The sequence below is a fragment of the Streptomyces sp. NPDC096105 genome (genome assembly GCF_044763335.1).
GTDB lineage: Bacteria > Actinomycetota > Actinomycetes > Streptomycetales > Streptomycetaceae > Streptomyces.
This window is the reverse complement of record NZ_JBIWGC010000001.1, coordinates 486,413-505,742: the sequence shown is the minus strand read 5'-3', so window position 1 is coordinate 505,742 and position 19,330 is coordinate 486,413. Positions and strand designations below refer to the sequence as shown.

General features: G+C 71.8%; 17 protein-coding genes and 1 pseudogene. 11 read left to right on the top strand and 7 right to left on the bottom strand.

Annotated features, from left to right (window positions below; genetic code table 11):
- Positions 1 to 54: 54 nt before the first annotated feature.
- Together ACIQ8B_RS02230 and ACIQ8B_RS02225 are read right to left on the bottom strand one after the other, a co-directional pair.
- A complete protein-coding gene (locus tag ACIQ8B_RS02230) occupies positions 55 to 876 on the bottom strand; it encodes a serine hydrolase domain-containing protein (RefSeq protein WP_403544619.1) in 822 nt (273 codons plus the stop codon).
- 18 nt (positions 877 to 894) lie between these two features.
- A complete protein-coding gene (locus ACIQ8B_RS02225; protein WP_365414441.1) occupies positions 895 to 1,362 on the bottom strand; it encodes an N-acetyltransferase in 468 nt (155 codons plus the stop codon).
- Between the two features lie 94 nt (positions 1,363 to 1,456).
- Between ACIQ8B_RS02225 and ACIQ8B_RS02220 the strand changes: the two are divergent.
- Positions 1,457 to 1,909, top strand: a pseudogene (locus ACIQ8B_RS02220) (MerR family transcriptional regulator); the annotation flags it as partial.
- A 92-nt stretch (positions 1,910 to 2,001) separates the two neighbouring features.
- Here the strand turns inward: ACIQ8B_RS02220 and ACIQ8B_RS02215 are convergent.
- Positions 2,002 to 2,877 carry a DUF4429 domain-containing protein gene (locus ACIQ8B_RS02215; RefSeq protein WP_403544616.1) on the bottom strand — a complete coding sequence of 292 codons (876 nt, stop codon included), beginning with the start codon at positions 2,875 to 2,877 and terminating at the stop codon, positions 2,002 to 2,004.
- 67 nt (positions 2,878 to 2,944) lie between these two features.
- Positions 2,945 to 4,162 carry an alpha/beta hydrolase gene (locus ACIQ8B_RS02210; protein ID WP_403544614.1) on the bottom strand — a complete coding sequence of 406 codons (1,218 nt, stop codon included), beginning with the start codon at positions 4,160 to 4,162 and terminating at the stop codon, positions 2,945 to 2,947.
- Positions 4,163 to 4,621: 459 nt separating this feature from the next.
- On the opposite strand from ACIQ8B_RS02210, the gene ACIQ8B_RS02205 reads away from it, so the two are divergent.
- Positions 4,622 to 4,930: a small hydrophobic protein gene (locus ACIQ8B_RS02205; RefSeq protein ID WP_106414400.1), complete on the top strand. Its 309-nt coding sequence runs from the start codon at positions 4,622 to 4,624 to the stop codon at positions 4,928 to 4,930.
- 60 nt (positions 4,931 to 4,990) lie between these two features.
- On the opposite strand, the gene aceE is transcribed toward ACIQ8B_RS02205, so the two are convergent.
- Positions 4,991 to 7,738, bottom strand: a complete 2,748-nt coding sequence (gene aceE, locus ACIQ8B_RS02200; RefSeq protein WP_290004588.1) for a pyruvate dehydrogenase (acetyl-transferring), homodimeric type — start codon at positions 7,736 to 7,738, stop codon at positions 4,991 to 4,993.
- Between the two features lie 403 nt (positions 7,739 to 8,141).
- Here aceE and ACIQ8B_RS02195 point away from each other — a divergent pair, with 403 nt between their 5' ends.
- From ACIQ8B_RS02195 to ACIQ8B_RS02170, 6 genes are all read left to right on the top strand, one after another.
- Positions 8,142 to 8,579 (top strand): DUF3052 domain-containing protein, encoded by a 438-nt coding sequence (locus ACIQ8B_RS02195; RefSeq protein WP_198602566.1) that lies wholly within the window; start codon positions 8,142 to 8,144, stop codon positions 8,577 to 8,579.
- Between the two features lie 118 nt (positions 8,580 to 8,697).
- Complete coding sequence (locus ACIQ8B_RS02190) at positions 8,698 to 9,156, top strand: peroxiredoxin (protein WP_403544611.1); 459 nt, start codon at positions 8,698 to 8,700, stop codon at positions 9,154 to 9,156.
- A 113-nt stretch (positions 9,157 to 9,269) separates the two neighbouring features.
- Positions 9,270 to 9,845: a calcium homeostasis/redox stress adaptation protein gene (locus ACIQ8B_RS02185; RefSeq protein WP_106414403.1), complete on the top strand. Its 576-nt coding sequence runs from the start codon at positions 9,270 to 9,272 to the stop codon at positions 9,843 to 9,845.
- Between the two features lie 151 nt (positions 9,846 to 9,996).
- On the top strand, positions 9,997 to 10,572 hold the full coding sequence (locus ACIQ8B_RS02180; protein WP_403544609.1) for a TerD family protein: 576 nt from the start codon (positions 9,997 to 9,999) through the stop codon (positions 10,570 to 10,572).
- Positions 10,573 to 10,620: 48 nt separating this feature from the next.
- Positions 10,621 to 11,760, top strand: coding sequence for a DUF475 domain-containing protein (locus tag ACIQ8B_RS02175; protein WP_403544607.1), 1,140 nt, complete (start codon positions 10,621 to 10,623; stop codon positions 11,758 to 11,760).
- Between the two features lie 135 nt (positions 11,761 to 11,895).
- Positions 11,896 to 12,633: a Tellurium resistance gene (locus ACIQ8B_RS02170; protein ID WP_403544605.1), complete on the top strand. Its 738-nt coding sequence runs from the start codon at positions 11,896 to 11,898 to the stop codon at positions 12,631 to 12,633.
- Positions 12,634 to 12,660: 27 nt separating this feature from the next.
- Here ACIQ8B_RS02170 and ACIQ8B_RS02165 read toward each other — a convergent pair whose 3' ends face one another.
- Complete coding sequence (locus ACIQ8B_RS02165) at positions 12,661 to 13,638, bottom strand: TerD family protein (protein ID WP_403544603.1); 978 nt, start codon at positions 13,636 to 13,638, stop codon at positions 12,661 to 12,663.
- 173 nt (positions 13,639 to 13,811) lie between these two features.
- Here ACIQ8B_RS02165 and ACIQ8B_RS02160 point away from each other — a divergent pair, with 173 nt between their 5' ends.
- From ACIQ8B_RS02160 to ACIQ8B_RS02150, 3 genes are all read left to right on the top strand, one after another.
- Positions 13,812 to 14,978, top strand: coding sequence for an HpcH/HpaI aldolase/citrate lyase family protein (locus ACIQ8B_RS02160; protein WP_290004579.1), 1,167 nt, complete (start codon positions 13,812 to 13,814; stop codon positions 14,976 to 14,978).
- Between the two features lie 122 nt (positions 14,979 to 15,100).
- On the top strand, positions 15,101 to 17,560 hold the full coding sequence (locus tag ACIQ8B_RS02155) for a phosphoribosyltransferase (protein ID WP_403544600.1): 2,460 nt from the start codon (positions 15,101 to 15,103) through the stop codon (positions 17,558 to 17,560).
- A complete protein-coding gene (locus ACIQ8B_RS02150) occupies positions 17,560 to 18,369 on the top strand; it encodes an HAD family hydrolase (protein WP_290004575.1) in 810 nt (269 codons plus the stop codon). Before ACIQ8B_RS02155 ends, ACIQ8B_RS02150 begins: the two co-directional genes overlap by 1 nt.
- 33 nt (positions 18,370 to 18,402) lie before the next feature.
- Here ACIQ8B_RS02150 and ACIQ8B_RS02145 read toward each other — a convergent pair whose 3' ends face one another.
- Positions 18,403 to 19,209 (bottom strand): DedA family protein, encoded by an 807-nt coding sequence (locus ACIQ8B_RS02145; protein WP_403544598.1) that lies wholly within the window; start codon positions 19,207 to 19,209, stop codon positions 18,403 to 18,405.
- Positions 19,210 to 19,330 lie beyond the last annotated feature (121 nt).

The window sequence follows — 19,330 nt, the reverse complement described above, 5'->3', positions numbered from 1 at the left end:
CCAACCTCGCAGGTGACACCGGTGATCGCGACACATCCGGGCGAACGGCGGGAGTCAGCCGCGCAGTTCCGCCAGCACCGCGTCGGTGAACGGCGGCCACGCCTCGACCGCCCAGGGTCCGAACGCCCGGTCGGTGAGCACCACGCAGGCCGCGCCCGCGTCCGGGTCGATCCACAGGAACGTGCCCGACTGACCGAAGTGCCCGAAGACGCGCGGCGAGGACGAGGCGCCCGTCCAGTGCGGCGACTTGCCGTCCCGGATCTCGAAACCCAGTCCCCAGTCGTTGGGGTTCTGGTGCCCGTAGCCCGGGAGCACGCCCTTGGTGCCCGGGTACTGCACGGTCATCGCCGCGGCCACCGTCCGCGGGTCCAGCAGCCGCGGCGCCTGCACCTCGGCGGCGAACCGCAGCAGGTCGTCCACCGTGGACACACCGTCCTTGGCGGGGGAGCCCTCCAGCGAGGTGGACGTCATCCCCAGCGGCTCCAGCACCGCCTGCCGCGCGTACTCGGCGAACGGGATCTCCGTCGCCCTCTCCACGTGGTCGCCCAGCTGCTCGAACCCGGCGTTGGAGTACAGCCGCCGTTCGCCGGGCGCGGAGGTGACCCGGTGCTCGTCGAAGGCCAGACCCGAGGTGTGCGCCAGCAGATGCCGGACCGTCGAGCCGTCCGGGCCGGCCGGCTCGTCCAGCTCGACCGCCCCCTCCTCGTACGCCACGAGCACCGCGTAGGCGGCCAGCGGCTTGGTGACCGAGGCCAGCGGGAAGCGGCGCCCGGCCGGCCCGTGCGTGCCCAGGACGGCGCCGTCCGCCCGTACCACCCCCGCCGCAGCGGTGGGAACCGGCCAGTTCTCGATCGACGCGAGGCTCTTCAGCGACATGACGACGAGCCTAAGCGCTCACAGCCTGAGCTCCAGCAAAGGGTCCGGCCTGGGCGTGAACCCCAGCGACCGGTACAGGGGCTCGGCCTCCGGGCTGGCGGTCAGCCGGACCCGTCCGGCGCCCCGCTCGCGGAACCACTCCAGCAGCGCGACCATGCACGCCCGCGCACAACCCCGGCGGCGGACATCCGGGTCGGTGGCGACGCTGAAGACGTGGCCGTCGGTGCCGAGCGGGTTCCGCGCGCCGCCGATGCGGTAGTCGAGCGTGCCGGCCACCGTCGCGGCGAGGGCGCCGGGCCGCTCCGGGTGGTCCACGACGAACACGGCGAAGGAGCCGTCCGCCGCCAGCCGGTCGCGCAGACCCGGCAGGGACACCGCGTGCCACGCGGTGGACGGGTCGGACCGGGCCATCGAGTCGATCATCACCTGGCGCAGACGCAGCACTTCCCCCGCGTCGTCGGGTGTCGCTCGGCGTGCAGAGATCATGCCCGCACGGTAGTCGGAGAACCCCGACACGTCCGCCCGATTCCGGCCGCGGTCGCTTGCCTGGAGCGCACTCGAAGGATCTAGCGTGGACGCCATGACGGTGACGGAGACCACGGACACCAGGACCGGCACCTGCGCCGGACCCCCGCGAGGCGGCCGGCGGCCGGACGGCAAGGACAAGTACACGATCAGCGAGGTGGCCGCCCTCACCGGGCTGACCGCGCACACCCTGCGCTGGTACGAGCGCATCGGCCTCATGCCGCACGTCGACCGCTCCCACACCGGGCAGCGGCGCTACACCGACCGCGACCTCGACTGGCTCGCCCTGGTCGGCAAGCTCCGCCTGACCGGCATGCCGGTCGCCGACATGGTGCGCTACGCCGAACTGGTCCGGGCCGGCGACCACACGTACGCCGAGCGCTTCGAGCTGCTCGAGGCGACCCGCGAGGACGTGCTGGCCCGCATCGCCGAGCTCCAGGGCACCCTGGCCGTCCTGGACCGCAAGATCAGCTTCTACGCGGACGCCGGGCGCGCCCCGGCCCCGGAGGGGCCCGAGGACCGCGCACCCGGTGACGACGACGCCGGGGGGCGCGGGGAACCGCGCGGCCGGCCCCGACGGACCCGCGCCCGGGGGACGGGTCAGAGCTCCGCCAGCAACTCCGCCTTCTTCGAGGAGAACTCCTCGTCCGTCACCAGCCCCGCCTGATGCAGTTCCCCGAGATGCCGGATCCGCTCGGCGATGTCCGCGGGATCCCGCCGAGCGGCGGTCGCCCCGCCCGCGACCGCTGCCGGCGACGACAGCGCCGGCACCGCCGCACCGTCCCGCGCCGCGGCCAGCACAGCCGCCGCGAACGGCAGTGACTCGTGCACGGGCCCGTACCCGAGCCCGAACACCACCGCGGCGGGGTCCTGGTCGGCCTGCGCCGGGGCCGGCACCGTCGTGTCCCGGCGCAGCAGCCGCAGATGGCCCTCGAACACCTCGGGCGAACGCCACTCCACCCCGCTCAGCTCGGAGACGGGAAAATGCTGGTCGCCGGCCTTCCACTTCGCCGAGGACGCCCCGGTCCAGAACCAGCGGAACGCCACCGACGTGCCGTCGAACGCCGCCTTGCCGTCGTACGCCTTGAACTGCAGCGGCGGCTCGGGCGCGGCCACCAGGTGGCGTTCGGCCGGGCCCGACTCGGTGAGCCGGTCGCGCAGTTCGTCGGCGTAGTACTCGGCGAGCGTCTCCCGCTCGGCGGGCAGCACCAGCCGGTAGGGGTCGCTGCTCTCCTTCAGCTGCCCGGCGGCCGCCTCCATCAGCGGGTCGGCCCCCGGCCGGGGCTCCAGCCGCAGGACCACGGTCCCGCGCTTCCCGGGCGTGAGGGTCACGCCCTCGACCGCCTCCAGCGGCACGCGCCGTTCACCGAGCGCCTGGAATAGCTTGGGTGTTCGAATCCCTCGTACGTAACGGATGAGCACGGAGTCGGACCCGAACTCCCAGGCGGCATGAAATCCGGCCAGTACGTCACCCATGCGGCTCATCGTATGCGGCACGAGCCTCTCCGTCCCCTCCCCCGCGTACACCGCAGTATCCCCGCCTCTACGCGCGTCCGGTAGGGGTCGTACCGGACAAACCCGCCAGGCACGCCTCGTCCCGGTGCGCGCACGACACCGCTGTGTATGCGCCAACCCCGATGCCCGCGAAGTTCCGCAGGCTGTCCGTCCCGGGCACGAAGTACCCGGCGTGCCCCTCGGCGTCACGGGCCGACAGCACCCGCGCGCCGAACCCGTCGGCCACCGGGTCGGCCCCGTGGCCCAGTCCGCCGAGCTCCAGGTAGGGCACGTCCTGGATCCAGTCGTCGGCGTCCCGCATCGCCCACACCCGGGCGGTGGTGCGCAGCTGGGAGGCGTTCTCCACCCGCATCCCCGGGCTGCCGGCCACGGCGATGTCGGACACCCGCTCCGGCAGCCCGTGCGCGGCCAGTCCGCAGACCACCGAGCCGTAGCTGTGGCAGAACAGCGAGACCGGGGCCGGGCCGGGCAGCCCCCGCACCATCGCGTCCAGCCGGCCCGCGCCCTCCTCCGCGCGCATCGCCGTGGCCGCGTCCATGCCGAGTCCGCTGGGCGCGGTGTAGTCGGCCCAGGCGATCACGGCCGTGCGGGTCGCGGGATCGGCGTCCCGCTGGGCCTCGTACAGCGACCTGGCCATCCCCACGGGCGCGGAGTGCCTGCCGCGGGAACGCTGGAAGGTGAGCAGGTCGGTGTCGACGCCGGGGACGACCACCGACACCCGCTCGGCCCGGCCCAGGTCACCGAAGACCTCGGCGACCCGCCCGGAACCCGCCGGGTCGAAGGCGAGGATGTGCCGGTCCGGCCGCATCAGCGCCTCGATCCGGTCCGTCCTGCGGGCCGCCTGCTGCCGGCCCGCGGGCGTGAGCCGGCTGTCGTGCAGCCGTCCCAGCTCCACCGCGCGCGCCTCGGCCAGCGCGATCCGGTTGGCGCGGTAGCGCAGTTCGACCGGCGCGCCGTTCATGTTGCCGACGGCGAGCGGATAGCGCTCGGCGAGCCGCAGCCGCTGCGCGTCGGTGAGCGAGGCGAAGAACCGGGCCAGCCGCGTGGGCGCCGACTGCGGGTCGGGCAGCCGCCTTCCGGCCACCCGGCCGTCCTCCCACGCGGCGAGCGACGCCTGCAGGGGAGCGGGGTGGCGCTGGTGGCGCCGTGCCGTCCAGCCGGTGGTCGCCAGCATCACGAAGACCACGGCGAGCGCCAGCAGCGCCCGCCAGACGTTCAGCTGAGGGGTGGTGTCGAAGGAAGTCACTGGAGGGACACATTAGGAGAACGGGAGTGTCTCGCGGGAGCCCAGTGACCGGGATCACGTTTCGTTGTGCGGATCCAGGGACGGATCCGTGTGCCGGTGCGTGGCGAGGGCCGGGCCCGCCGCGTCGCCGCCGACGTCGCCGCGGTCGCCGTCCTGGCCGCGCCGCTCACCGGGCGCGGCGGGAACACGGAGGCGCGCGCGGCCGCATCCGGCGGTTCTCTGACGGGCCGTCGGGCCGGATTTCGCTCATCAGGGTGAACCGGTGCGGTGACCCCTCCCCTCCGGACCGCGCCCAGGTCACAGTGGGTCACGTCCTGCGCAGGGCATGGGGGAGGGCCGGCTGCGGCGCGCTGCTGGAGGGGGGCGGCGCGCAGGCAGCGGTCACCCGCCGTACGCACGGGGGGAATTCGTCACGAGAGCGGGGGTACCCGCCATGTCAACCAACCCATCAGGGAGTTGATGATGGCGAGCTTCGGACACGGAACGCGCAGGCACCCCCGCACCAGTGGCCGGACGTGGTCACGGTCCGGGCCGGATCGCGCGACGCTCGGGATCGTCGGAGCCATCTGCGCCGTCGCCGGTTTCTTCGTCCTGGGCATCATTCTCGGCCCGGTGGCGATGGTGTGCGGCTGGCTGGCGATGGGCCGCAGCTGGGCGGGCTCCCGCTCGGTGCCGGCCCTGATCGCCCTGGTCCTCGGCGCCATCGACACGCTCCTGGCCGTGATCTGGCTGGCCGGGGCGGGCGGCATCGGTTCCGGCATGCTCTGACACCCGGGCCCACACGGCTGAGCCCCCGGCGACGCGCCGGGGGCTCAGCCGTTCCCGTGCTTACGCGTCGCCGCCCGCCGTGCCCGGGTCCGCGGCCGTCACGTCCAGCAGCTGGTACCGGTCGAGCGCCTGCTTCAGCACCGAGCGGTCCAGATGGCCCTCACGCGCCAGCTCCGTCAGCACCGCCAGCACGATCGACTGCGCGTCGATGTGGAAGAACCTCCGCGCCGCCCCGCGCGTGTCCGCGAAGCCGAACCCGTCCGCGCCCAGCGACTGGTACGTCCCCGGCACCCAGCGCGCGATCTGGTCCGGCACCGACCGCATCCAGTCCGACACCGCCACCACCGGCCCCCGCGCCGAGGCCAGCTTGCGCGTCACGTACGGGGTGCGCTGCTCCTCCTCCGGGTGCAGCAGGTTGTGCCGCTCGCACTCCACCGCCTCGCGCCGCAGCTCGTTCCAGGAGGTCGCCGACCAGACGTCCGCCTTGACGTCCCACTCCTCCGCGAGGATCTTCTGCGCCTCGATCGCCCACGGCAGCGCGACCCCGGACGCCAGGATCTGCGCCGGGTACGAGCCGCCCCGGCCCTCGCTGAAGCGGTACAGGCCCTTGACGATGCCCTCGACGTCCACGTTCTCCGGCTCCGCCGGGTGCTGGATGGGCTCGTTGTAGACCGTCAGGTAGTAGAAGACGTCCTCGCCGTGCGGGTGTTCCTCGGACGAGCCGTACATCCGGCGCAGCCCGTCCCGCACGATGTGCGCGATCTCGTAGCCGAACGCCGGGTCGTACGCGACGCACGCCGGGTTGGTCGAGGCGAGCAGCTGCGAGTGCCCGTCCGCGTGCTGGAGACCCTCGCCGGTCAGCGTGGTCCGCCCCGCGGTCGCACCGAGGACGAAGCCGCGCGCCAGCTGGTCGGCCATCTGCCAGAACTGGTCGCCGGTGCGCTGGAACCCGAACATCGAGTAGAAGACGTACACCGGGATGAGCGGCTCGCCGTGCGTGGCATACGCCGAGCCCGCCGCGATCAGCGAGGCCGTGCAGCCCGCCTCGGAGATGCCGTCGTGCAGCATCTGCCCCTGCGGGGACTCCTTGTAGGCGAGCAGCAGTTCCCGGTCCACCGCCTCGTACTGCTGGCCCAGCGGGTTGTAGATCTTCGCGCTCGGGAAGAACGAGTCCATGCCGAACGTGCGGTACTCGTCCGGCGCGATCAGCACGAAACGGCGGCCGATCTCCTTGTCCCGCATGAGGTCCTTGAGGAGCCGCACGAAGGCCATGGTCGTCGCGATGGACTGCTGGCCCGAGCCCTTCTTCACGCTCGCGTACGCCTTGTCGTCCGGGAGCGCCAGCGGCTTGCTGCGCACCACCCGGGTCGGCACGTACCCGCCGAGGGACCGGCGGCGGTCGTGCATGTACTGCATCTCCTCCGTGTCCGGCCCCGGGTGGTAGTAGGGCGGCAGCCCGGACTCCAGGTCCTTGTCGGGGATCGGCAGGTGCAGCCGGTCGCGGAAGTGCTTCAGGTCGTCGACCGTCAGCTTCTTCATCTGGTGCGTGGCGTTGCGGCCCTCGAAGTTCGGGCCGAGCGTCCAGCCCTTGATCGTCTTCGCCAGGATCACCGTCGGCTGGCCCTTGTGCTCCAGGGCCGCCTTGTACGCCGCGTAGATCTTGCGGTGGTCGTGACCGCCGCGCCCCAGGTGCAGGATCTGGTCGTCGGTCATGCCCTCGACCATCGCGCGCAGCCGGTGGTCGTCGCCGAAGAAGTGCTCGCGGATGTACGCCCCGGACTCGGTGGCGTACGTCTGGAATTGGCCGTCCGGCGTGGTGTTCATCTTGTTCACCAGCACGCCGTCGCGGTCCTGGGCCAGCAGCGGGTCCCAGGTGCGGTCCCAGATCAGCTTGATCACGTTCCAGCCGGCCCCGCGGAAGACCGACTCCAGCTCCTGGATGATCTTCCCGTTGCCGCGCACCGGGCCGTCCAGCCGCTGCAGGTTGCAGTTGACGACGAAGGTGAGGTTGTCCAGGCCCTCCCGCGCGGCGATGCTCAGCTGGCCCAGCGACTCCGGCTCGTCCATCTCGCCGTCGCCGAGGAACGCCCACACGTGCGACTTCGAGGTGTCCGCGATGCCGCGCGCGTGCATGTAGCGGTTCATCCGCGCCTGGTAGATGGCGCCGATCGGGCCGAGGCCCATCGACACCGTCGGGAACTCCCAGAAGTCCGGCATCGACCGCGGATGCGGGTACGACGACAGCGCGTACGGCGCCTTCGACCTCTCCTGGCGGAACCCGTCCAGGTGCCGCTCGCTCAGCCGGTCCAGCAGGTACGCGCGGGCGTAGATGCCCGGCGAGGCGTGTCCCTGGAAGAAGACCTGGTCGCCGCCGTCGCCCTCGTCCTTGCCGCGGAAGAAGTGGTTGAAGCCCACGTCGTACAGCGACGCGGAGGACGCGAACGTGGCGATGTGGCCGCCGACCCCGATGCCCGGGCGCTGGGCGCGCGAGACCATCACGGCCGCGTTCCAGCGGGTCGCGTTCAAGATCTTGCGTTCGATCTCCTCGTTGCCCGGGAAGAACGGCTCGGCCCGGGTGGGGATCGTGTTGACGTAGTCCGTGCTGCGCATCTCGGGCACGGCCACGCGCCGGGCGCGGGCACGCTCGATCAGCCGCAGCATCAGATAACGGGCCCGCTCCCGGCCGCGCTCGTCGACCGCGGCGTCGAGGGAGTCGAGCCACTCCTGGGTTTCCTCGGGGTCGAAGTCAGGAACCTGACTCGGAAGGCCGCCAATGATGATCGGGCTGCGATCGGATGCGGAAGCCACGCTGTTCCTTACCTGTCAGAGGGCCGGAGAAGGGCCGCCGTCTCGCTCGTCACGGCCCGGTGTGCGCCGCTCCCATGCTCCACCCGGCGGCCGCGGACGTCATCTCTACCGAGAGGTAATCCCACGCCGGGGCCGGTACGGTGACGCAAGGGGCGAGTACATGCGAGTCTCGTACCCGCAGACGGTTCCCAAACGCCCAAACAGGGCACAAAGGTGTGGTGTCCATCACTGTTGACGAGGGCGGTGTGCCTGAAGTTGCGGTGACCCGGCCAGGATCGTCACCGTTTCGGCGGTCCGCACGGCCGGGTACTTGCGCGATCCGTCCCGCCCGTGTGGACTACGGCCAATGCTTCGCGCACGCGCGTGGCTGAGTTATTCCCAAGACATGATCAGGAGGCAACCCGTGAGCGCGACCGCGGACCACGCGGAGGAGCGGACGAACCCTGCCGCCAGGCTGGGGTTCCAGCCCGGGCAGGTGGTCCAGGAGATCGGCTACGACGACGACGTCGACCAGGAGCTCCGCGAGGCCATCGAGGGCGTCATCGAGAGCGACCTTGTCGACGAGGACTACGACGACGTGGCCGACGCCGTTGTGCTGTGGTTCCGTGACGACGACGGCGACCTGACGGATGCGCTGGTGGATGCCACCACGTACATCGAAGAGGGCGGCGCGATCCTGCTGCTCACGCCGAAGACCGGCCGGGACGGCTACGTCGAGCCGAGTGACATCTCGGAGGCCGCCGCCACGGCCGGCCTGACGGCGTCCAAGAGCGTCAGCGTGGGCAAGGACTGGAGCGGCAGCCGGCTGGCGACCCCGAAGGCCGCCAAGTCGAAGCGGTGACCCACCCCCGGACGGGCCGGCGACGACGTGCGTGGCACGCGTCGGCCCGTTCGCGGGGCCCTCGTCCGGCCTGCGTAGGGTGGTCGCACGGCACCACCCCGGAGCGACGAGGACGACGATGACGATCCCGGTCGGCGAGCAGGCCCCCGACTTCGAACTCAAGGACAATCACGGCACCCCGGTGCGTCTGTCCGACTTCCGCGGGCAGAAGAACGTCGTGCTGCTCTTCTACCCGTTCGCCTTCACCGGTGTCTGCACCGGCGAGCTGAGCGAGATCCGCGACCGGCTGGAGCAGTTCGCCGAGCGCGACGCCGAGGTGCTCGCCGTCTCCAACGACTCCATCCACACCCTCAGGGTCTTCGGCGAGCAGGAGGACCTGCCTTTTCCGCTGCTCAGCGACTTCTGGCCGCACGGCGACGTCTCGCGCGCCTACGGCGTCCTCGACGAGGACAAGGGCTGCGCGGTCCGGGGCACTTTCGTGATCGACAAGCAGGGCGTGGTGCGCCGCACCGTGACCAGCGGGATGGCGGACGCCCGTGACCCCGGCGAGTACCTCGCGGCGCTCGACACCCTGTGAACGTCCGTCCCCAGGGTCTGCGGGCCCGGGGAACCCGTCACTAGGATCGATTCGTTGATCCGACATCCATGCACAACGGGGCATCCCGCCCCCGGGACACCAAGGGAGGACTCGTGGGAGTCAGCCTCAGCAAGGGCGGCAACGTATCGCTGAGCAAGGAGGCGCCGGGCCTGACCGCGGTCATCGTCGGACTGGGGTGGGACGTCCGCACCACGACCGGCACCGACTTCGACCTGGACGCCAGTGCCCTGCTGCTGAACAGCTCGGGCAAGGTCGCCAGCGACCAGCACTTCATCTTCTTCAACAACCTCAAGAGCCCCGACGGGTCCGTCGAGCACACCGGTGACAACCTCACCGGCGAGGGCGAGGGCGACGACGAGCAGATCAAGGTCAACCTGGCCACCGTCCCGGCCGACGTGGAGAAGATCGTCTTCCCGGTCTCGATCTACGACGCCGAGAACCGCCAGCAGTCCTTCGGCCAGGTGCGCAACGCGTTCATCCGCGTCGTCAACCAGGCCGGCGGCGCCGAGATCGCCCGCTACGACCTGTCGGAGGACGCCTCGACCGAGACCGCCATGGTCTTCGGCGAGCTGTACCGCCACGGCGCGGAGTGGAAGTTCCGCGCCATCGGCCAGGGCTACGCCTCCGGCCTGCGCGGCATCGCGCAGGACTTCGGCGTGAACGTCTGAGACGGGCACGTCCCGGGTACGCACCCGGGCGGGCCGTCCCGTACGGCCGTCGCCCGGGCGCCGCGCGCTGCGTGCGCGCGGCGCCCGGGGACGCCCCCGCGCGGGGGAGCGCAGGACCACCTGGAAAGACACTCGGAGGGGGACCAGCATCATGGGCGTCACGCTCGCCAAAGGGGGGAACGTCTCCCTGTCCAAGGCCGCACCCGACCTCACGCAGGTGATGGTCGGGCTCGGCTGGGACGCGCGCTCCACCACGGGCGCCGACTTCGACCTCGACGCCAGTGCGCTGATGTGCAGCGGCGGCCGCGTCATGGGGGACGAGTGGTTCGTCTTCTACAACCAGCTCACGAGCCCGGACGGCTCGGTGGAGCACACCGGCGACAACCTGACCGGCGAGGGCGAGGGCGACGACGAGTCCCTGCTGGTGGACCTCTCCAAGGTGCCGCCGCAGTGCGACAGGATCGTCTTCCCGGTGTCCATCCACATGGCGGACGAGCGCGGCCAGACCTTCGGTCAGGTCAGCAACGCCTTCATCCGCGTGGTGAACCAGGCGGACGGCCAGGAGCTCGCCCGGTACGACCTCAGCGAGGACGCCTCCACGGAGACGGCGATGATCTTCGGTGAGCTGTACCGCTACCAGGGCGAGTGGAAGTTCCGTGCAGTAGGGCAGGGGTACGCGTCGGGTCTGCGCGGCATCGCTCTAGACTTCGGGGTCAATGTTTCGTAAAGCCGCCACGGCGGCGGGGGACACCCGTTCACACACATGGGGTAGCCAGTGGTTCTGAAAACCTTCGGCTGGTCGTTCGCGGTGACCGCGCTCGGCCTGGTCGCAGCATTCCTCTTCGGGGGGTGGACAGCCTTCGGGATCGTGGCGATCCTCTCGATCCTCGAGATCTCGCTGTCCTTCGACAACGCGGTGGTCAACGCCGGAATCCTGAAGAAGATGAATGCCTTCTGGCAGAAGATCTTCCTCACCATCGGCATCCTGATCGCCGTCTTCGGCATGCGGCTGGTGTTCCCCGTCGTCATCGTCGCGGTCAGCGCACAGCTCGGCCCCATCGAGGCGGTCGACCTCGCGCTGAGCGACAAGGACCGTTACCAGGAGCTCGTCACCGACGCCCACCCGGCCATCGCGGCCTTCGGCGGCATGTTCCTGCTCATGATCTTCCTGGACTTCGTCTTCGAGGACCGGGAGCACAAATGGCTGGCCTGGCTGGAGCGGCCGCTGTCCAAGCTCGGCAAGGTCGACATGCTGTCGGTCTGCGTCGCGCTGGTCGTCCTGCTGATCTCCGCCGTGACCTTCGCCTCCCACGCCCACCAGCACGGCGGCACGCACGTGGACAAGGCGGAGACGGTCCTGCTGGCCGGCATCGCCGGTCTGATCACCTACATGATCGTGGGCGGACTCTCCGGCTACTTCGAGGACAAGCTCGAAGAGGAGGAGGAGCAGGCAGAGGAAGAGGAGGAGAAGGCCGCACGCGCGGGCAAGCCCAGGTCGGCGATCGCCGTGGGCGGCAAGGCCGCGTTCTTCATGTTCCTCTACCTCGAGGTGCTGGACGCGTCCTTCTCCTTCGACGGTGTGATCGGCGCCTTCGCCATCACCAACGACATCGTCCTGATGGCGCTCGGCCTCGGCATCGGCGCCATGTACGTCCGGTCGCTCACGGTCTACCTGGTCCGCCAGGGCACCCTCGACGAGTACGTCTACCTGGAGCACGGCGCGCACTACGCGATCGGCGCCCTGGCGCTGATCCTGCTCGTCACCATCCAGTACGAGATCCCCGAGCTCATCACCGGCTCCATCGGCGTCATCCTGATCGGCGCCTCCTTCTGGTCCTCCGTGCTCCGCAACAGGCGGCTCGCCGCGGCCGAGGCGGCCGCGGGAGAGAAGACAGAGGTCTCGTCCGGGGTGTGACAGCCCTCCCGATGAGGAACGCTCTCGACGGGGCGGCCACGAGGACCGGGTCCTCGTGGCCGCCCCGTCGGCCGTGCGGCGCACCGGCGCCCCGCGGCCACCGGCGGGGGCCCGACGAGTGGACATGGGGCGGGAATGGGTTTACTGGACGGACTGCGGCGCGGGCGGAACGACGACTTCGTCTCCGGCAACGCGGCCACGAACGCCATCGAGCTGACCAAGCGGCACCCACACGTGTCCCTGACCAAACAGGGCGCCGCCACCGGGCATCTGCGCATCAACCTGAGCTGGCAGATGCGCACCTCCGACTTCGGCGGCCTGCAGCGCGAGAGCCTGCTGCGCCACCCGTTCAGGGCGCTCAAGCCGCCGGAGGTCGTCGCGCACAGTCAGTCCATGGTCAACGTCGACCTCGACCTGGGCTGCCTGTACGAGCTGCAGGACGGCACCAAGGGCGTGGTGCAGCCCCTCGGCGGCTATCTGGGCGACGTCAACGATCCGCCGTACGTCAAACTCAGCGGCGACGACCGGTTCGGCTCCGCCTCCGGCGAGACGATCTACGTCAACCTCGACCAGCGGGAGAACATCAAACGCCTGCTGGTCTTCGCCTACATCTACGACCAGACCCCGGCCTTCGACCGCACCAAGGCCGTCGTCACGCTCTACCCGAGCAACGGCCCGCGCGTCGAGATCTCCCTCGACGAACGCCAGCCGCAGGCCCGCTCCTGCGCGGTGGTGCTGATCGAGAACGTGAAGAACGAGATCGTCGTGCGCCGCGAGGTGCGGTTCGTCTACGGCTTCCAGGCCGAGCTGGACCGCCTGTACGGCTGGGGCCTGCAGTGGGGCAGGGGCTCCAAGACCAAGCCCCGCCGCTGAGCCGCGGGCCGCCCGTCGCGGTGCGTCCTAGCGTCCGATGAACTGCGGTCCCTGCGGCGGCAGCCGGAAGTCCGGGTCGGGCGCGCCCGTGGCCGGCGGCGGGAAGCCGTACCCCGCCTGTGCCGGCTGGGCGGCGGCCGTGGCGGGCGCGGGCGCCGGATAGCCGTACGCGGGACGGCCCGTCGGGTGCGGGTGGCCGTAGGCGGGCTGCGCGGCGGCGGGCGGGACGGCCGGGGGCTGCTGCGGGGGGTAGCCGTACGCGGGCTGCGTGGGCACACCCGCGGGCGGCTGCTCCGGCGGCAGCGGGCGGGACACCTCCGGGACCGGCGGCACCTCCGGGACCGGCGGCACCGCCGGAACCTGCGGCTGCGTCACCGCGTCGGGCGAGATGCCCTCGGGGGCCTGCGCCGGGGGCTCGGGCGTGCTCGGCGCGGCAGACGTCTCCGGATCCCCGGCGGCCTCCGACTCGTCCACCGAGATGCCGAAGTCGGTCGCCAGGCCCTTCAGCCCGTTCGAGTAGCCCTCGCCGAGCGCCCGGAACTTCCAGCCCTCCCCGCGCCGGTACAGCTCGCCGCAGATCAGCGCGGTCTCCTGGCCCGTCTCAGGCTTGACGTCGAAGTGGGCCAACGCCTCCCCGTCGGGGTTCTGCGCGTCGTACAGCAGGATGCGCAGCGTCTGGACGCGGTCGAAGGTCACGCCGTCCGCCGACGCGACGAGGAGGATGCGGCCGACACCGGACTCGACACCGGCGAGATCTGTCTGGATCGTGTCGGTCAGGCCCTCGGTGACGCGCTTCTTGCCGAGCCGCCACACCTTCCCGGACGGGTGCCGGGGCTGGTTGTAGAAGACGAAGTCCTCGTCGGAGCGCACGCGGCCGTCGAGACCGAGGAGCAGCGCGGAGGCGTCGACGTCCGGCACCCCCTGCCCGGGCGACCAGCGCAGCACGGCGCGTACCGTGGTGGCCTCGAGAGGAACGTTCGACCCCTTCAGCATCGCGTGCGTCATGCCGTCATCCTGCCTTCTCCGGCCTGGCCACGACAATGCGGGGGGTTGGTCCCGACATCACGGGGTTACCTGAAGTTCATGCCCGGCGGGAACCGCCGACACGGGCTTCTACGTACTATTACCGGCCACCTTCCGGAGCTCCACGGAGTCCGCTACCGCCACGGGGGAGTTCAATGCGTCATTTCGGGCACGTCGCCCCTGAGGTGCGGAAACGCCTCTTCTATCGGGAGCCCTGCGCGTTCACCGCCGACTCCCCGGCCCGGCTGCTGTCCGCGGCGCTCGGCGCCACGCTCTACAGCCCCGCCACCCGCCCCCGGCTCGCCGACGACGTCGTCAAGCAGGGCGCCCGCGGCGTGGTCTCCATGGTGCTGTGCCTGGAGGACTCCATCAGCGACGCCGAGGTCGTCGCCGGCGAGGAGAACCTGGTCCGCCAGCTCACCGACCTCGCCGCACGGCCCGGAGCCGACCTGCCGCTGCTGTTCGTCCGGGTCCGGGAGCCCGAGCAGATCGGCGACCTGGTCCGCCGCCTCGGCCCCGCCGTGGCGGTGCTGTCCGGATTCGTGCTGCCGAAGTTCACCGCCGAACGCGGCCTGCCGTTCCTCGAGGCGCTCACCGCCGCCGAGTCCGCGAGCGGCCGCCGGCTGTTCGCCATGCCGGTGCTGGAGTCGCCCGAGCTGCTCTACCGCGAGACCCGCGTCGAGACCCTCGAAGGCATCTTCCGCGCCGTCGACAAGTACCGGGACCGCGTGCTCGCCCTGCGCCTGGGCGTCACCGACTTCTGCTCCTCCTACGGGCTGCGCCGCGGTCCCGACATGACCGCGTACGACATCCAGGTCGTCGCCTCCGTGATCTCCGACGTGGTCAACATGCTCGGCCGCGCCGACGGCACCGGGTTCACCGTGACCGGGCCCGTCTGGGAGTACTTCCGGGTGCAGGAGCGCATGTTCAAGCCGCAGCTGCGGCAGAGCCCCTTCCTGGAGGTGGAGGCCACCGCGCTGCGCCAGAGGCTCATCGAGCACGCCATGGACGGCCTGCTGCGCGAGATCTCCCTGGACCGGGCCAACGGCCTGCTCGGCAAGACCTGCATCCACCCCTCCCACGTGCTGCCCGTGCACGCGCTGTCCGTCGTCAGCCACGAGGAGTACAGCGACGCCCAGGACATCCTCCGGCCGGAACGCGACGGCGGGGGTGTACTGCGCTCCGCGTACACCAACAAGATGAACGAGGTGAAGCCGCACCGCGCCTGGGCGGAGCGGACCCTGCTGCGCGCCGAGGTCTTCGGCGTCGCCAACGAGGACATCGGCTTCGTGGAACTGCTCGCGGCGGGCCTGACCGAGTGAGCGAGGGGTCCGGCGGAGTGACCGGGAGGCCGGGGAGAGTGGCCGAGGGGTCCGGCGCAGTGACCGAGGGGTCCGGCGCAGCGACCGGGAGGCCCGGGGGAGTGACCGAGAGGGAGAGAAGTGTGAACACCTGGTCCGGCACCTGGGTCGCCGAGCGGCTCGGCGTCGAGCTGGCCGGCGACGAACGGCTGCGCGGGCTGCTGGGGCTGGCGCTGCGCCGCAACCCCAAGCGGGCCCACCTGCTGGTGTCGAACGTCCTCGGCAAGCACGTGCCCCAGGCGCCGTCCGTGGTGTACGGACACGGCGTCGCGCTCGGCCGCCGGGTGCGGGAGCTGCTGGGCGAGGAGGCGGCCGGGCGGGCCGTCGTGCTCGGGTACGCCGAGACCGCGACCGGCCTCGGTCACTCCGTCGCCGACGGCCTGAGCGCCGCGCCCTGCCTGCACTCCACGCGCCGGCCGGTCGCCGGGGTCGCCACCGCCGGTGGTTTCGAGGAGTCGCACTCCCATGCCACCTCCCATCTGCTGCTGCCGGAGGACCCGGCCCTGCTGGCCGGGGACGGGCCGCTGGTACTGGTCGACGACGAGTTCTCGACGGGCAACACGGTGCTGAACACCGTGCGCGCCCTGCATGCGCGGTATCCGCGGGAGCGGTACGTCGTCGTCGCGCTGGTCGACATGCGGTCGGCGGCGGACGCCGGACGGCTGGAGGAGTTCGCCCGGGAGATCGGGGCGCGGATCGACCTGGTGACGACCGCGTCGGGGACGGTGCGGCTGCCCGACGGCGTCCTGGAGAGGGGGCAGGCCCTGGTGGCGCAGTACGAGGGCGCGGGCGGCGGTGGGAGGACGGCCGCGGCGCCCACCGGGCCGCAGCCGCGCGGAGACCTCACGCGAGTGGACCTGAACTGGCCCGCGGGTCTCCCCGACGGAGGCCGCCACGGCTTCACCCCCGCCCACCGCGCCCGGCTGGACGCGGCCCTCCCCGCCATGGCGGCCCGAATAGCCACCGCCCTTCCCGAGGACGCGCACCGCGTCCTGGTCCTCGGCTTCGAGGAACTGATGTACGCCCCCCTGCGCCTCGCCACCGAGCTGGAGCGCACCACCGGCGCCGAGGTGCGCTACTCCACCACCACCCGTTCACCCGTCCTCGCGGTCGACGACCCCGGCTACGCCATTCGCAGCCGTCTCGTCTTCCCCGCCCACGACGACCCCGCCGACGGCCCCGGCGAGCGGTACGCCTACAACGTCGCGGGCGCCGGTTTCGACGCCGTCGTCGCCGTCGTCGACTCGGTCGCCGACACCCCCGCGCTGCACGCGCCCGACGGCCTGCTCGCCCGGCTCGCCGAACACACCCCGCACGTCCTCCTCGCGGCCGTACCGTCGTACGTGCCCGCCGCCGCCCAGGACGTTCCCGAAAGGCCCGCCACCATGCTGCCCGAGCCCCTCCGAGGCCCCGCCTTCTCCTCGTACGCGCCCGAGGAGGTCGGCTGGCTGCTCCAGGACCTCTCGGACGTGACGCTGGAGGCGCCGACCGAGGAGCGCGAGGAGGCCATCCAGAGCGGCGGCGCCCACTACGCCGAGTCGCTGCCCGTGGAGTACCAGCCCAGCGAGCAGTACCAGCAGCTCTTCCACAACGCCCTGGACGCCTCGGCGGCCCGGCTGGCGCACGCCGTCGGCGTGGTCACCGAGATCGTCCTCGCCGAGCGGTCGCCCCGCCCGGTGCTGGTGTCGCTGGCCCGCGCGGGCACCCCGATCGGCATCCTGATGCGCCGCTGGGCGCAGCACCGCCACGGCCTGGACCTGCCGCACTACGCCGTCTCCATCGTGCGCGGCCGCGGCATCGACGCCAACGCCCTGCGCCGGCTGGCCGCCCACCACGACCCGCGCGACGTGGTGTTCGTCGACGGCTGGACCGGCAAGGGCGCCATCACTCGCGAACTCGCCCAGGCCGTCGAGGAGTTCGAGAAGACCGAGGGCATCACCGGCTTCGACCCGGAGATCGCGGTCCTCGCCGACCCCGGTTCCTGCGTGCGCACCTACGGCACCCGCGAGGACTATCTGATCCCGTCCGCCTGCCTCAACTCCACGGTCTCCGGCCTGATCTCGCGCACCGTGCTGCGCGCCGACCTGGTCGGCCCCGACGACTACCACGGCGCGAAGTACTACCGCGAACTCGCGGACGCGGACCTGTCGGTGGCCTTCCTGGACGCCGTCTCCGCCCGCTTCGAGGAGGTCACCGAGGCCGCCTGCGCCGAGGCCAAGGACCTGCTCGCCGCCGACCGCACGCCCACCTGGGAGGGCTGGGCCGCCGTGGAACGCATCAGCGAGGAGTACGGCATCCACGACGTGAACCTCGTCAAGCCCGGTGTCGGCGAGACCACCCGGGTGCTGCTGCGCCGGGTGCCCTGGAAGGTGCTGGCCCGCGCCGGGGCCGGAAGCGACCTCGACCACGTCCGCCTGCTCGCCGAGCAGCGGGGCGTCCCCGTGGAGGAGGTCCCCGATCTGCCGTACACCTGCGTCGGGCTGATCCACCCCCGTTTCACCCGGGGCGCGACCGGCGCCGACGGCACGGCGGTGAGCCGCTGATGCCCGTCATCGTCGCCAGCGACCTCGACCGCACCCTCATCTACTCCGCCGCCGCCCTCGCCCTGACCATGCCCGACGCGCGGGCGCCCAGGCTGCTGTGCGTGGAGGTCCACGAGAGCCGGCCCCTGTCCTACCTGACGGAGACCGCCGCCCGGCTCCTCACCGAGCTGGGCGACGAGGCCCTGTTCGTCCCCACCACCACCCGCACCCGCAAGCAGTACCAGCGCATCAACCTCCCCGGCCCCGCCCCGACCTACGCGATCTGCGCCAACGGCGGCCACCTGCTCGTCGACGGCGTCTCCGACCGCGACTGGCACGCGCGGGTGCAGGCCCGGCTGGCCGACGAGTGCGCCCCGCTGTCCGAGGTGCAGGACCATCTGCTGCGCACCGCCGACCCCGTGTGGGTGCGCAAGCACCGGACCGCCGAGGACCTCTTCGCCTACCTCGTCGTGGAGCGCGAACTGCTGCGCGAGGAGTGGGTGAAGGAACTCGGGGAGTGGGCGGAGAACCGCGGCTGGACCGTGTCCCTCCAGGGCCGCAAGATCTACGCCGTGCCCAAGCCGCTCACCAAGAGCGCGGCCATGCGGGAGGTCGCCCGCCGCAGCGGCGCCGACCTGACCCTCGCCGCGGGCGACTCCCTCCTCGACGCGGACCTGCTCCTCGCCGCCGACCAGGGCTGGCGCCCGGGCCACGGCGAACTCGCCGAGGCCTCCTGGACGGCCCCCGGCATCCGGTCCCTGCCCGAGCGGGGCGTCCTGGCGGGCGAACGCATCCTCCGTGAGTTCCTCCACACCGTCCGCTCCCGCTGAGCCGGCACCCCTGCCGGCATCCCTGCCGGGGGATCACTCGGGGCGGCGCAGGATCAGGGTGTCGGCGGCCGAGCGAGCGGACCGGGCGTGCGCGGACGAGGTGTCGTCGGCCGCCCCGGCCTCGTCGGCGTCGGCGTCGGCGTCCGCCCCGCGGGAGCCGGCGCCCGCCGAGCCCCGTCCGGCGCGGCGGCTGCCGCCGCCCGAGCGGAACAGGCGTATGACCACGAAGGCCACCAGGGCCAGGGCGGCCGCGGCCAGCACCGCCTTCGAGTAGGTCGAGACGACGGACGTCACCTGGGTCCAGTTGTCCCCGAGCGCGTAGCCCGCGAGCACGAACGCGGTGTTCCATATCGCGCTGCCCAGCGTGGTCAGGCCGAGGAACAGCGGCAGCGGCATCCGCTCCACCCCGGCGGGTATGGAGACGAGGCTGCGGAAGAGCGGAATCATCCGGCCGAAGAACACCGCCTTCGACCCGTGCCGCAGGAACCACGCCTCCGTCTTCTCCACGTCCGCGACCTTCACCAGCGGCAGCCGTCCCGCCAGCGCCAGAGTCCGCTCCCGGCCGAGCAGCGCCCCCACCCCGTACAGGGCGAGCGCGCCGATCACCGAGCCGGCGGTGGTCCACAGCAGCACGGCGATCAGGCCCATCCGCCCGTTGCTCGCGGCGAACCCCGCCAGCGGCAGGATCACCTCGCTGGGCACGGGCGGGAAGAGGTTCTCGAGCGCGATGGCGAGTCCGGCCCCGGGGGCGCCGAGGGCGTCCATGAGGTCGTTGACCCACTGCGGTCCGGCGTCCGTGCCCGAGGCCGCCGTGATCGTCTGCGCTGCGATGGCTGTCATGTCGTCCACGCTAGGAAATCGGAGCTGAAGGGTCGCTGAGGAAAGCCGCACGATCGCGTGCGGTTCTCCGCAGGGGGAATTGCGGTTTTCCGCAGTGTGTGCCCCGGCCCGGCCCGGCTAG

What these genes read in the sequence shown, in the direction of transcription:
- ACIQ8B_RS02165 (WP_403544603.1), bottom strand. Translation starts at nt 13,638, where the DNA reads ATGACGCACGCGATGCTGAAGGGGTCGAACGTTCCTCTCGAGGCCACC.
- ACIQ8B_RS02150 (WP_290004575.1), top strand. Translation starts at nt 17,560, where the DNA reads ATGCCCGTCATCGTCGCCAGCGACCTCGACCGCACCCTCATCTACTCC.
- ACIQ8B_RS02180 (WP_403544609.1), top strand. Translation starts at nt 9,997, where the DNA reads ATGGGCGTCACGCTCGCCAAAGGGGGGAACGTCTCCCTGTCCAAGGCC.
- ACIQ8B_RS02170 (WP_403544605.1), top strand. Translation starts at nt 11,896, where the DNA reads ATGGGTTTACTGGACGGACTGCGGCGCGGGCGGAACGACGACTTCGTC.
- ACIQ8B_RS02215 (WP_403544616.1), bottom strand. Translation starts at nt 2,877, where the DNA reads ATGGGTGACGTACTGGCCGGATTTCATGCCGCCTGGGAGTTCGGGTCC.
- ACIQ8B_RS02190 (WP_403544611.1), top strand. Translation starts at nt 8,698, where the DNA reads ATGACGATCCCGGTCGGCGAGCAGGCCCCCGACTTCGAACTCAAGGAC.
- ACIQ8B_RS02205 (WP_106414400.1), top strand. Translation starts at nt 4,622, where the DNA reads ATGATGGCGAGCTTCGGACACGGAACGCGCAGGCACCCCCGCACCAGT.
- ACIQ8B_RS02160 (WP_290004579.1), top strand. Translation starts at nt 13,812, where the DNA reads ATGCGTCATTTCGGGCACGTCGCCCCTGAGGTGCGGAAACGCCTCTTC.
- ACIQ8B_RS02225 (WP_365414441.1), bottom strand. Translation starts at nt 1,362, where the DNA reads ATGATCTCTGCACGCCGAGCGACACCCGACGACGCGGGGGAAGTGCTG.
- ACIQ8B_RS02145 (WP_403544598.1), bottom strand. Translation starts at nt 19,209, where the DNA reads ATGACAGCCATCGCAGCGCAGACGATCACGGCGGCCTCGGGCACGGAC.
- ACIQ8B_RS02230 (WP_403544619.1), bottom strand. Translation starts at nt 876, where the DNA reads ATGTCGCTGAAGAGCCTCGCGTCGATCGAGAACTGGCCGGTTCCCACC.